The sequence below is a fragment of the bacterium genome (assembly GCA_030685015.1).
Classification (GTDB): Bacteria; CAIWAD01; CAIWAD01; order CAIWAD01; family CAIWAD01; genus CAIWAD01.
The window spans coordinates 28,627-41,529 of sequence record JAUXWS010000034.1 but is presented as its reverse complement, the minus strand read 5'-3'; the positions used below and the strand labels follow the sequence as shown (position 1 = coordinate 41,529).

The window sequence follows — 12,903 nt, the reverse complement described above, 5'->3', positions numbered from 1 at the left end:
AGAAAAGCCGCGCCCCAGGTCGCCCGCCCGGGCCGCCTCGATGGTGGCGTTGAGCGCGAGCAATCTCGTCTGGGCAGCGATGCCGGAAATGGTGCTAGCCAGGCCGCCGATGGCGTTGCCCGACTGCTTGAGCGTGGCCATCGCCTCCCCGGCCAGCCGCGCCTGCACGATGCTCTGCTGGGATTGGCCGGTGGCTTCCGTGGCGTTGCGGGCAATCTCGTCGATGGAGCTGTGCATCTGCTCCACCGCGACGCTGAGCTGGGTGGCCGCTGCGGTGATGCGCTCCATCTCCTTGGCGTTCTGCAGAAGCTGCTCGATGCGCCGCTGTTTGAAGAGATGGCAGTTGTCCGGGCGGTTCAGCCCGTTGTGGATGGCCACCGCCATCTCCTCGCAGCGCCCGTAGCCGCAGGCGCCGCAGTCCATGATGTCTTCCTTGCCGTGCTTCTCCATTTCCTCGTAGATGACCTTGACCTGTGCCGGGCCGGGTCGCCGCACGGTGTTGTTGGAGCTACGGTCCCGGTAGCTGCGCTTGTAGAGCCCGGGCTGCCAGTACTGGTCCACCAGGCCCACCACCCGCTCGTGGACCGTCAATTCCTGCCCTTCGATCTCCGTCGCGTGCCGGCGACGCATCAACTCGGAGCGTTGGGCCACCATGTGCTCGATCTCGTCCTGGCTGGCGCCCTGGTTGGGCGTGCCGGCGCCGCCGTTGCAGCCCAGTTCGCAGTTGAGGCAGTCCACCAGCAGTGGCGCGTGGCCCTGGGCGATGGCGCGCGGAAGGTTGTCCAGGTAATGGTAGACGCAATGCGGGCCTTCGATCTTGCGCGTCAGATCGCCGATGCGCGGGTTCCAACGCTCCGCCGTCTTGAGCAGGCCGCCCGGTGTGGAGAAGAGCACGGCACGCTCGGCGGGGGGATTGTCGTAGTCCACCTCGGGGAAACTGTCCATGCGCTGCCGGCGTGATTCCAGCTCCTCGATGAGCTGGTTGAAGGTGACGTTGTAGTCCACCACCCCCGTGTCCATGAACTCCCGCTTCTTGGCGGCGCAGGGACTGATCACGGCGATGCGATGGCTGCGGTACTGCTGGTAGAACTGGCGGATCATGCGGGCCGTGTGCAGCATGGGGCTGTCCGCCGGGGCCAGATAGGGCAGCAGTTCCGGCCGGTAGATCTCGATGTAGCTGACGATGGCGGGGCAAGGCTGGGCGATCACGGCCTTCGGATTGTTCCTCTCCACGTGGTCCAGGTAGGTCTTGACGGTCAACTCGGCACCGAAGGAGACGTCGAACACGGCGTCCACGCCCAGATGCTTCATCCAGCCGTTGAAGTTCAGCCAGCGCTGCGGGAAGACGGCGGCCACGGCGGGCGCCACCACCGCCACCATGGGCACGCAGGCGGCCAGATCCCGGAAAAAGGCCGGCGTGTCGTCGACCAGCTTGCGGGCCTTGTGCTGGCAGGCCTTGACGCAGGCCCCGCAGCCCAGGCAGCGGTCGGCATGGATCCTCACTTTCTCGCCCGAAACGTCGTTGCAGTGTTTGGCTGGACAGGCCTGGATGCAGGCGTGACAATTGACGCAGGCTGCCGCGTCCACTTCTATGACGGCCGGCAGCGCGTGACGAGACAAGTGGGACTCCACCTCCATGACTCCTCCAGAGTATTGGCGATGATCCAGAACGGGCCTCGCGATGCCCCGCTGGGGGATCCTCCGCGTTCTCGGCGGCAAACTCCGTCCGCCGCTGTCGGACGGTTCGTGTGTTAAGCGATTGACATTGCGTCTATCGGCTGCTGTGAAAAGCGAATTCACTCTGCGAGTCCAAGCTGTGACGGGATTGCGGTGCTGGTGCCAAACGGTTGCAGGAGGATGGCCCTGAAAGGGACAGCCCCCGCCGAGGCGGGGGCTGTCCGTTGAAATCGGATGCGAAGCGCGCTTACTTGACCAAGATCATCTTGTGGGCCTGGCTGAAGCCGTTCACTTCGATCTGGTAGACATACATGCCCGAGGCCACCTTGAGGCCCGCGTCGTTGGTGGCGTCCCAACGCACCAGGTGACGGCCGGCGTTCAGCGGGTTGTTGACCAGTTCGCGCACCTGCTGTCCCAGCACGTTGTAGACCGCCAGCTTCACCAGTCCGCTCTCGGGAATGGCGAACTCGATGTGCGTGACCGGATTGAAGGGGTTCGGGTAGGCCTCGCCCAGGCTATACTCGGCCGGCAGGACCGCCGAGTTGTCCAGGCGGGCGTCGCTCGTCTCGAAGCCGCTGTTGACCAGCGTGCCCTCGACCAGGCTCATCTGGGGACGACCGTCGCTCAGGGCGCGGAGGCGCACGGTGGCCACCCGCTCGCTGCCCATGAAGCCGTCCACCAGCTGGCCCTTCTTGGCCGCCGCCAGGATCACGACCCGCTCATCCTGCTTGACGAGGTAGTCCGCCTGGGCGTAGGAACCCAGGACCTGATCCATCTCCACGCCCACCAGCGCCAGCTCCGGATGACGAAGCCGCACGTCCAGGGCCCGCACATCGGCGGCGTCGGTCAGCTCGATCTCGATGCCGAATTCCTGGCCGGCCGTCACGAAGTCCGGGGCGCTTACGATGCGGAAACCGGTGCCCACGTTGGCGCGGCCCACCGGACGGTAGACCAGCGGGACGCCCGCCGTGCCCTGGTTGGCGTTCACCAGTGCCAGGTCGGGAATGTGGATCCAGTTCGCGGAAAAGACCCGCTCGAAGTCGCAAAGGCCGTTCCAGGCCGTGCTGTCCGGGCGGGTGTTGTAGGCGTTCTTCACGGCCGTGAGGTCCGTGGCGTCCACCTGGTTGTCGGGTTCGGTCTGGCCCAGCTCGTTGGTGTATCCCGCGCAATCTCCAGCCAACAGCTCCAGGCGCTGCTGACCCAGTCCCTGAGTGATCCGCTGCGAATAGATGGGATCGATGTCGCCGAGGTGGTCGCCATGCTGCACCTGCACGTCGATGGTGCCGTCCAGCCAGCCGTCCACGTGGACGGTCAAATCATACTGGCCGTTGGGCACGTTGCGCAGGTGGTAGTGGCCCGCCTGGTCCAGCACGACCTGGACGCCGGGCAGGGCCAGGTTGGTGTCGTTGGTGCTGCCGAAGAGTGTGTCCCATGCCTCGACGCCCTGGATGGCGCCGCTGGGGGAGACGCTGATGGTGGCCACCATGCTGGAGAAGTCGTTGATGCCCTGCAGTTCCACGTTGCCCTGCAGCTCGCCCAAGGGGTAGTTGGTGGCGCGGGCGGCAGGCAGTTGCACCAGCACCGGCATGTAGTTGCCGTTCCCGTCGATGAAGGTCGTCCAGCGTCCCGCGGGCGGATTCTGGTCGAAATAGAGCTCCGTGTCGATGGGGTTGACGATGCCGCTGTGCTTGGCGCGCAGGGTGAGGGTGGCCAGCAGGCTGCCACCGTCCAGGTTGGCGTCGGGAGCGCCCATGGCTCCGTAGACGAAGTTCAGGTGGTGGCGCCCGCCGGAGACGTTGCCGTTGTCGTTGCTGTTCTCCACCACGCGGGCCGCCGTGTGGATCACCGTGTTCAAGGTGAAGGGGGCGGTCGGTGTGACGATGTCCCAATAGGTGGTGTCGCAGCTCATGTAGACGGTGGCGATTTCCGCCGTGGGCACGCCGGAGTCGGCGTAGATGCGGAAGGGAACTTCCTGGCCCTGGGTCACGGTCATGCGGTTGGGCAGCATCTGGTAGCCGAATTCGGTGTTGCCGGCGTCGCTGGTGAGGAAGAGCGGGCCGGGGGCCTGGAACACCAGGTCGCCGTTGGCCGGGGCGCTGCCCGCTGCCGTGCTGCTCAACACGAGGTAGACGTACAGGTTGGCGCTGTTGGTCACTGCGGCGGCCAGGCTGAGGCCACCCACGGAGCCGACCGAGGCGCCCGTCATGGTGTGGGGCCGCCAGTCATAGCTTTCATGGTAGCTCAAGCCGCTGATCACATAATCCGTGCCCGTGTTGTTGGCCACCGTGCCGTCCGTGGAGTTGGCCACCCAGAGGTGCGCGCCCAGGTCGACCAAGCCGACGACGCCCGTGCCCCACGTGCCGTCGAAGGTGGGCGCCGCGTTCATGTTGGTGGTGCTCACGTATAGCAGGACGTTCTGGTTCGTCTCGCCGAAATCCCAAGCGAAGTCCCAGGCGATGCGGTAGGCCTCGCCCCAGCCCACGCTGGCGCCCAGGCGCGGGGGATCCGTGATGAAGGCGTTGGGAGCGTTGGTGCAGCCCAGGGAGGCGTTGGTGCCGTCCGTGAGATCCTCCCCAACCGTCACCACGTAGTCCACGTCTTCGCTGGCGTAGGTACAGATGCGGGAGACACCACCGCTGCTGATGATGCCGTAAAGGAAGAGGTTGTCGCCGGCGGCCACGCGGGTATTGATGGAGGCGCGCAAGGCTTCCGTCCAAGCCCACATGTCCACGTCCACCAGGTTGTCCAGGCGGCCGTCCGGGTCCTCGGGCAGGGCGACCGTGTAGATCAGCTCGCCGTTGGCCACGTTGCCGTCCACCCTGGTGGTGGCGTTGGTGAGGGTGGCGATGTTGGACTGGTTGAAGTCGGCTACCCCGTTGGCATCCGCATCCAGGTAGAAGGAGATGGTGGCGCTGTTGTCCGGGTCGGTGTCGCCGGCCACAGTCAGGCCCCAGTTGATGTTGAAGAAGCGGTTGACGTCTGGCCGCAGGTCGAACTCAGGCGTGGTGCCGTCCGGGTAGGGGTCCTGGATGACCAGCAGCGGGCTGTGGCTGACGACGTAGGGCAGCGAGGCCACGTCCACGTCCTGCCGGTAGCCGTCGTTGGACACCACGTAGAGGAAGTAGGTGCCGGCCGGGATCCACTCCGTGTCGCTGATGTAGATGTCCCAGTTGAAGGTGAAGTCGACGTCCTCCTGCAGCGTGGCGGAGGCGGGGATCAGCGTGGCGCCGTTCAGGCCGGTGACCTGGTAGCTGCCGTAGCTTCCCGTCAGCAACAGGTTGGCTTCGGTCAGGGAGGCCACCGTGCTGTAGAAGAAGCGCACGTCGGCGTTGTGGTCGAAGTCGATGGTGTTGAGGTTCCAGGTGACGTTGTCCACACCCGAACCGTCCTGGGTGCCATCGTCAAAGGCCAGCAGGCCGCCCGAATCCAGGTAGTCCGCGTTGTTCGACGCGAAGACGAAAGTCGGATCCGCCGCGTTGGGATCGTCCTGGTTCAGGTTGTTGGTCGGATAGTGGAAGACGCGGATGGGGCCGGCGCGGCCGATCTTCCGCGAGCCCGTCTCCAGACTGGTGGCATAGAGGTAGTACTCCACGCCGTAGACGTCCCAGTCCGCCAGACCCGCCGTGAGGGGCGTGGCCGTGGTGGGAGCGCCGGAAACGTCGATCCAGAGCGGCACCTCCACATTGGAGGAGTCCTGGAAGGCCCGGAAGGCACCTTCCTCGTCGTTGACGCTGGTCAGGAGGGGATCCACGCTCCACCACAGCTGGATGTCCGCCAGGGCGTCCGTGTTGTGGAGGGCGAGGGTGTAGACCGCGTCGAAGTCCCAGCCTCCATCGCCGTCCGCCAGGTCGGTGGAGTCGGCGCCGGCATTGGCGGGGGTCGTGAAGGTGAGGCTGGGTCCGGCCACCGCCGCGATGGTCGTGCCCCACACCGCGTTGGTCATGCTGGCAAAGGTATTGGTCGTGGCCGCGATGGCGGTCGGATCAATCGCCGCCGTGACCGTGCTCACGCAGCGTGCCGCCAGCACCGTGAAGGTGATGTTGCCTGCCGCCGGGATGGCGCCCACGTTGAGCGTGGCCACCAGGGTCTGGGCGTTGACCGGAGTGGCAAAGGTGACGTTGCCGCCACCACCGGAGACCGTGGCCACGCAGGCGGTGGGGATCCATTCCCACTGCGCGCTGGGCAGACTGAGGCGGACCGTTCCGCCCACTGTCAATTCACCACCGGCTCCCGAGTCGGTGATGACAAGATCATTGGCACCCGTCACCGCTGTCAGGTCTGTGTACCCGTACGGGCCACCAATGTCCAGGTAGACGGTGGAGCTGACTCCCACCGCCTGGGTGATGGTGGCCTGCGCCCCGGCCTTCTGCGCCATGAACAAGGCCAGAAAGACCAGGAGGGACACAGCGGCCAGCGTTCTGGGATTCCTAGCTGACGTTCCCATGTTTCCTCCGCAGGTGAATTCTCATCGACATGTCCGTTGACCTTGCAGGGAGCATGCAAGGACGCCGCAACATCCATACGTATTACAGAAAGCAAAAGAGTCGTTTCCGGCCGTCCGGGCGCCCCTGACAGGGCGGCTCTCGTCCGGCGTCCCTCCCTATCGGCATTTCCGGCAAACAATCGAGCCGGGCGCGGCACATTCGGCCGAGGTCTGGGGGGCAAGGATCGGGCCACTCAATAAACCGTCCGGAAAGATTAAAATGGGTGAAGCCGGTTTTAGGTTGGATCAATTGCAGCCGGGTGGCTCGCCCGGGTTTCCCCGGGGTTGCGGAACAAACTTCGCTTGAGAACTTCCGAAGTTCAGTATTGTCTCAGCCAAAGCTCTGTTCGACGATTGGCGGCCCGGGCCGCCTCGTCCCGGCCCATCTCCCGGGGCTGGGACTCGCCCAGCCCCAGGGTCGCCACCCGCTCCGCCGCGATGCCCGCCGCCACCAGCCAGGTTTTGACCGCCTCGGCTCGGCGCCAGGAGAGGTCCAGGTTGTAGGCCGCACTGCCCACCTCGTCGGTGTGGCCGTGCAGATCGAGCCCCAGCGTCGGCTGGTCGCGCAGCAGGTCCCGCAGCCTGGCCAGGACGGGCCAACCCTCGGGCCGGATCTCGGCGCAGTCGAATTCGAAGCGCAAAGCCTCCAGCACCACGCCGGCGCCCGGCCGCAGGAGGGGCAGATCGAGCAACAGGCTGTCGGGACCGGCCAGGGTCGGCTCCGCCCCGCCCCGCCTGTCATCGCGCCAGCCCACCGGGAGCAGGCGGCAGGCGAAGAGGTGGCCGGGATGGTCGGCGAAGAGCAGGTGCTCGCCCGGCGGGAGGATGAGCATGAAGCGCCCGTCGGCATCCGCCAGCAGCTCAATGGGACCGGCCCCCTGGGCTGCGACCGCTTCAACCCGGACACGCGCGGCCAGTGGCCGCCCGCTGCCCTCTTCCCGCACTCGGCCCGCCACCAGCCAGCGGGGCTCCGCCGGGCAGCAGGCAGGCATGGTCGTCTCGTAGAGGTCCAAATCGGGGCGGCCTTCCCGGCGGGAGGCGAGGACGGCCCGGCGGCCGTCCCCCGCCAGGGAGAGGCCCAGGTCCGGGTGTTCGGTGCTGAGGGGCGGCCCCAGGTTGACGGGCAGGCCCCAGCGGCCCTGGTCGTCCCGCCGGCTGAGGAAGAGGTCGAGGCCGCCCAGGCCGGGATGTCCGTCCGAACTGAAGTAGAGGCTGCGCCCATCAGCGTGGAGGAAGGGTCCGGCCTCGTCGCCGGGGCTGTTGAGGGGCGGACCTGGATTGAAGGCCGGTCCGAAGCGGCCCAGGGAGTCGCGCCGGCTGATCCACAGGTCCCGTCCGCCCACGCCGCCCGGCCGGCTGGAGGCGAAGATCAGCCAGGAGCCGTCCGCCGCCAGGGCGGGGTGGCTGTCCCAATCGGGGCTGTTCAGCTCCGCCAGGGGCGTCGGCGCTCCCCAGCCCCGCCCGTCGTGCCCCACGGCCAGCAGGTCGCAGTCCCCCGATCCGCCCGGCCGATCGCAGGCGCTGAAGACGAGCAGACGGCCGTCGGCGCTGAGGCTGGCCGCCCCCTCGGGATCCGCCGTGTTGATCCCCTCCAGCAGGCGGGCCACCTGCCAGCGGCCATCGGCGCCCAGTTCGCTGGTCCACAGATCCTCGCGATGGACGCCGCCCCGCCCCTGCCCGTCCATGCCGCCGGGCCGGTTGCTGGTGAAGACGAGGCGGCGGCCGTCCACGCCCAGGTGGGGCAGGTAGTCGTCCGCGGCGCTGTTGACGCGATCGGTCATGCGGCGCGGCGCTACGCGTCGGCGGCCCTCCTCCTCCAGGCGCCGCCTCTCACCGGCCGCCGCTTCGCCCTGCCCCAGGCGCTCCAGGACGTGGGCCAGATGCAGGCGGGCCGCCTGGTGGCCGGCCTCCCGCTCCAGGGCGCGACGGAAGGCGGCGCGGGCGGAATCCGGCTCCGCCAGCTCCAGCAGGGCGCGTCCCACCAGGAAAGCCCCCTCAGCGCAGCGGCAGGCCTCCTCGTGGCGGCGAAAATGGGCCAGGGCCGTCGCCGGCCGTCCGGCATGGAGGGCCTCCAGCCCGGCCCGGCGCGCCTCGTCGCCAGAGTCGGCCACCAGGATCGCGCCCAGGACGACGCCTGTCATCATCAAGAGGAAGAGAAGAGCGAGGAGGAGGGCAGGCTGAAAAACCTTAGCTTTGCCACTGGACAATTCCAGCGAAGGGCCGATAAGACGGACACGCCCCACAGGAGCTGGAAGAAGGAGCCCGGCATGCGTCCCAATCCGATCAACACCATCCTCGAGTACTTCTCCGAACTCGATTGGGACCATCGTTTCTACCCCGAGGACAGCTCGGTGGACGCCTCCTACACGGGGGAGAACGGCTCCTGGCAATGCCGCGCCGTGTGGGACCAGCAGGCCGAGATCTTCTGCTTCTATTCCTTCCTGCCCACCAGCGTGCCCGCCGAGCGGCGCTGGGGCATGATGGAGTTGATCACACGGCTCAACCTGGGGCAGCGTTACGGGGATTTCGAGTTGGACCTGGCCACGGGCAGCCTCGCCCTGCGCACCTACCTGCTCTGCCGGGAACACGGGCTGGACTCCCAGGCCATCAATGACGCCGTCAGCGGCAATCTGGCCTTGATGGACGACCATCTGCACATCCTGATGAAGCTGATCTACTCCGACATCTCCCCCATGGAGGCCTGGGAAGAGGCTGTCCAGGAGGAGAACGCCCGCTTCGGCCCCGACGGGGAGGACGACGCGGAGGACGAGGACGAGGAGCGCTGATCCCCTGCCCACCGCCCATCATGAAAAGGGCCGGCGATCGCCGGCCCTTTTCCGTTCTGTTCGACTACTCGGCCAGCAGCCGGTCGATGAGGCCGGCCGGGATCTCCATGGGGTGGCCGTTGTACTTGACCTGGCCCTTCTTGTCCAGGATGATGCTGCGCGGGATGCTGTTCACCTGGTGCAGCATGGCGAACTGCTGCTCCTGGGGACGGTCGTCGAAGTAGACGGGAAAGGTGTACTTGGGGTTCTTGGCCAGCCAGCCCTTCACCTTCTCCACCGTGTCGCCGCGCCAGCCGGTGTTCACCACCATCAGGTTGAAATCCTTGTTGGTCTTGTACTTGTCATACATCTCCTGCACGTGGGGCATGGAGCGGATGCAGGGGGGGCACCAGACGCCCCACAGCTCGACGAAGGTCACCTTGCCCTTGGTCTGGGCCATGTCGTAACCCTTCAACAGGGTGATGGCGGCGCCAGCGGCCGGGGCGGTGGCGACGGGCGCCACGGCGGCCGGGGCGGTCGGCGTGGTCTTGGCGGTGTCGGCGGCGCCACCGCAGGTCACGGCCGCCAGCACGAGCAGGGCCAAGGCCGGCAGGATCACGGCTTTCTTCAGCATGGGGAATTCCTTCTACAAGTTCTTGTTGATGAGTTCGAGGATCCTCGCCTTGGACTGCAGGCCGATGAACTTGTCCACGGCGCGCCCTTCCTTGAAGAAGTGCACCTGGGGCACGGACATGACGCCGCAGGTCCGGGCCGCCTCGGGCGCCTCCTGGATGTCCACCAGGGCGATGCGCACATCGGGGCGCTCGGCCTGCACGTCCTCGAGCAAAGGATGCAGCTTCTTGCAGGGACCGCACCAGGTCGCGCTGAAATCGATCAGCACCAGGCCGCCGCCGGCCACCGTCTCCTGGAAGGTCGCGTCCGTCACCTTGGGCAATCCGGCCATCGTCTCGGTCCTCACTGGTGATTGAAGGCGCTCCAACGGCGCCCCCCAAGGAATTGTTCCCACTATGAAAGATCAAGCCTTTCCTGCCTCTTCGAGCAGATGCTCCGCCTGGGGCCGGTTGAAGGCGTCCTCCGGCCAGATCTCCAAGGCGCGCGACAAGTGGCGGCGGGCGTCCGCCGGCCGCCCGGCCAGTAGGAAGAGGCGCCCCAGCTGGAAGTGGCTCTCGCCGTGCTCCGGATTGATGCCCAGGGCGGACTGGAAGAACTTGCGCGCCTCGCGCTCGTTGTGCTTGGCCACCTGGATGAGGCCGCAGTAGTAGAGCGCCTGGAAGTTGCGCTGGTCCTGCTGGAAGGCGGTGACGAAGCTCTTGAGGGCGGCCTCGTGGCGCTCGCTGGTGTATTCCAGCAAGCCCAGCTCGTGGTGCGCGGCGGGGAAGCTCTGCTGCAGCTCCAGGGCGCGGCGGATGGCCTGTTCGGCCTTGTCCTCGCGGTCGGCCGCCTTGAGCGCCACGCCGTAGCGGAACTGGAAGACCGGGTTGTTGGGCTGCATGTCCACCGCGTTCTTGTATTCCTTCACGGCCAACTCCTCCTCCTCGTTGTCGAGGAGCAGCTCGGCCAAGCGGAAGCGGATGCCGGGGTCGGTGGGGAGGCGCTCCTCCAGGCGGATCAGGCAGTCGATCGCCTTGTCGCGCTCCCCCGCCGCCAGCCAGGCGTTGGAGAGGTCGAAGAGGGCCTTGTGGTTCTTGGCGTCGCCGGCCGCCACCACTTCCAGCTGCTGGGCGGCCTTCTCCCACTCCCGCGCCGCCAGGTAGGCCTGGCCCAGCAGCAGGCGGTCGTCCAGGTCCTCCGGATCGTCCTTGACGCTCTGCTCCAGCTCCTCGATGGAGGCCGCCACCAGCGGGCGGTTCTGCTGGAGATACTGCAGGCGCTGCTGCGCTTCCGGGAAGTCCGGCTTCAGCTCAAGGGCCTTCATCAGGCAGCTCTCGGCCTCCGTGTGACGGCTCAGGTCGGTGAGGGTGAGGCCCAGATAGAAGTAGGTGACGGGATTCTCGGGGGCGATCTCCTCCAGCCGGCGCAGCGTCTCCAGCCCTTCCTCGAAGCGACGGTTGCGGTTGTAGATGGCCGAGAGGCGGAAGTAGGCGTTGCCGTCCCGCGGCGCCACCTGGCACCAGCGGCGATGGGCCTCGATCGCCTCGTCCTCGCGGCGCAGCAGGTCCAGCACTTGGGCCAGGCTGCCCCAGGATTCGCGCAGGGCCGACTCCAGCATGGTGCCCTGGCCGCCCTGGGCCTGGCGGGTGTCCAGCAGGTGGGCGGCGGCGCGGAAGAAGTCGGCCGACTCGGCCATCAGGCCCTTCTGCTGGGCCGCCACGCCGGAAAGCTGCAACAGCTGTGCCTCGTCCAGGCGCGTGTCGCCGGGGTGACGCCCGCGCAGGACAGCCAACTGATCGGCGGCCTCCTCGGGTTCGCGCAGCATGATATCTAGCTGGGCCAGACGCAGCAGCACGGGGGAATCCGGCTCGTCCAGCCCCTCGATGCCGCGGCGGAGGGAATCCCGCGCCTCGACGATACGGGCGCCGTCCTGGCCCGCCACGTAGGACAGCACCAGGCCGTGGTTGATGCGCAGGGCTCGGTCGTCGGGCCGCTCGCGCAGCAGGTCCTCGATGAGGGCGAGCGCCTCCGGCATGCGGCGTGCCGCCAGACGGCCCTGGAGCACCTTGTCCTTCAGCGTGGCGTCCTGGGGACGCTCGGCCAGCTGCCGCTCCAGCTCTTCCAGCTCGGCGGCGCCGGGCGCCGCCTGTCCGGTGGGTCCGCCACCCAGGGCGGCCAGCAGCGCCTGGGCCGGCTGGAAGCCGGGCTGCGCCTCCAGGGCCAACTCCGCCAGGGCGCGGGATTCGGCCAGGGCGGCCGCCCGCTCCTCCTCGGGCAGCTCCGCCGACTGCTCCTTGATGATGAGCGCCTTCTGATAGAGCAGGACAGGATCGCGCGGGGCCAGCTCCAGCCCCTGGTCCACCAGCGCCGTGGCGCGGGCCCAGTCCCGCTCGTGCTGGGCGATGATGCCCGCCAGGCGGCTGAGGGCGCCGGGCTGGCGCGGCTGGATCTCCAGGCACTTCTCCAGCAGGACGCGGGCGCGGCCGTGGTCGCCCCCCTGTTCCGTCATCTGGGCCAGGTTGAAGAGCAGGCCGGCGTCGCCGGGGGCCAGCGCCACCGCCTGCTCAAGCAGGGCCACCGCCTCGGCGTACTGCTGGCGCCGGCTGTGCAAGAGGGCGCGCAGGTTGAGGGCGTCGCGCTGCTCAGGCTGTCGCGCCAGCAGGCCGTCCAGCAGGCGCTCGGCCTCGTCCAGGGCGCTCTCGTGGCCGGGCAGGGTGCTGATGTTCTGGAGGAAGAGGGCGAACTGGAAGAGGCCGGCCGGATCCTCCGGCTGCTGCTCCAGGCCCAGGCGGAAGCACTCCTCGGCCTGCTTCAACTTGGCGTCGGCCTGCTTGCGGTCGCGGGCGGCCAGCTGCTCGTACTGGCCCTGCAGGGCCATGGCCAGGGTGAAATAGAGCGGTCCGCGGTTCTCCTTGGCCGTGCCGTCGATCGCTTTGCGGAAGCACTGCTCGGCCTCCTCGGCGCGTCGCTGCTGGAGCAGCGCCTGGCCCAGGTGGTAGTTCGCCTCGGGCATCTGGGGCTGCAGGCGCAGGGCCTTGCGGAACTGCTCCTCGGCGTTGCTCCACTCCCGCTTGCCCAGCAGGGCCAGGCCCAGGTGGTAGATCACCTGCGGGTCGCCCGGCATCAATTCCAGGCTCTTGCGGTAACCGGCCACCACCTTGTGCAGGTCGGGGTTGGGACTCAGGTGGATGCGCCGCGTCTCTTCGAACCACTTGCGGGCGCGATCCTGGTTGCTGAGGCCGCTCATGTCGTTCTCCTTGGTATCCGAATTCCTCGCGTGGCATAAAAAGGCCGCGCACGGGCGCGGCGACGGGCCGGCGGCGATGAACGTTGACCTTGACGCCTCATCATCGGCGGTCGGCAGCA

Annotated in this window: 7 protein-coding genes; 1 reads left to right on the top strand and 6 read right to left on the bottom strand. The window is 67.6% G+C overall.

Annotation, left to right across the window (positions count from 1 at the left end; all coding sequences use genetic code 11):
- The 3 genes from Q8O14_04010 to Q8O14_04000 form a co-directional block, all read right to left on the bottom strand.
- A partial coding sequence (locus Q8O14_04010; GenBank protein MDP2359902.1) for a [Fe-Fe] hydrogenase large subunit C-terminal domain-containing protein occupies positions 1-1,638 on the bottom strand: 1,638 nt, incomplete at its 3' end.
- A gap of 286 nt (positions 1,639-1,924) precedes the next feature.
- A complete protein-coding gene (locus Q8O14_04005) occupies positions 1,925-6,121 on the bottom strand; it encodes a T9SS type A sorting domain-containing protein (GenBank protein ID MDP2359901.1) in 4,197 nt (1,398 codons plus the stop codon).
- Positions 6,122-6,480: 359 nt separating this feature from the next.
- Positions 6,481-8,271: an OmpA family protein gene (locus Q8O14_04000; GenBank protein ID MDP2359900.1), complete on the bottom strand. Its 1,791-nt coding sequence runs from the start codon at positions 8,269-8,271 to the stop codon at positions 6,481-6,483.
- Between the two features lie 156 nt (positions 8,272-8,427).
- On the opposite strand from Q8O14_04000, the gene Q8O14_03995 reads away from it, so the two are divergent.
- Positions 8,428-8,946: a YbjN domain-containing protein gene (locus tag Q8O14_03995; GenBank protein MDP2359899.1), complete on the top strand. Its 519-nt coding sequence runs from the start codon at positions 8,428-8,430 to the stop codon at positions 8,944-8,946.
- Between the two features lie 64 nt (positions 8,947-9,010).
- Here the strand turns inward: Q8O14_03995 and Q8O14_03990 are convergent, their stop codons facing one another.
- The 3 genes from Q8O14_03990 to Q8O14_03980 form a co-directional block, all read right to left on the bottom strand.
- Complete coding sequence (locus Q8O14_03990) at positions 9,011-9,559, bottom strand: TlpA disulfide reductase family protein (GenBank protein MDP2359898.1); 549 nt, start codon at positions 9,557-9,559, stop codon at positions 9,011-9,013.
- Positions 9,560-9,571: 12 nt separating this feature from the next.
- Positions 9,572-9,889 carry a thioredoxin family protein gene (locus tag Q8O14_03985; protein MDP2359897.1) on the bottom strand — a complete coding sequence of 106 codons (318 nt, stop codon included), beginning with the start codon at positions 9,887-9,889 and terminating at the stop codon, positions 9,572-9,574.
- Positions 9,890-9,961: 72 nt separating this feature from the next.
- Complete coding sequence (locus Q8O14_03980) at positions 9,962-12,784, bottom strand: tetratricopeptide repeat protein (GenBank protein ID MDP2359896.1); 2,823 nt, start codon at positions 12,782-12,784, stop codon at positions 9,962-9,964.
- Positions 12,785-12,903 lie beyond the last annotated feature (119 nt).

What these genes read in the sequence shown, in the direction of transcription:
- Q8O14_04005 (MDP2359901.1), bottom strand. Translation starts at nt 6,121, where the DNA reads ATGGGAACGTCAGCTAGGAATCCCAGAACGCTGGCCGCTGTGTCCCTC.
- Q8O14_03995 (MDP2359899.1), top strand. Translation starts at nt 8,428, where the DNA reads ATGCGTCCCAATCCGATCAACACCATCCTCGAGTACTTCTCCGAACTC.
- Q8O14_03990 (MDP2359898.1), bottom strand. Translation starts at nt 9,559, where the DNA reads ATGCTGAAGAAAGCCGTGATCCTGCCGGCCTTGGCCCTGCTCGTGCTG.
- Q8O14_03985 (MDP2359897.1), bottom strand. Translation starts at nt 9,889, where the DNA reads ATGGCCGGATTGCCCAAGGTGACGGACGCGACCTTCCAGGAGACGGTG.
- Q8O14_03980 (MDP2359896.1), bottom strand. Translation starts at nt 12,784, where the DNA reads ATGAGCGGCCTCAGCAACCAGGATCGCGCCCGCAAGTGGTTCGAAGAG.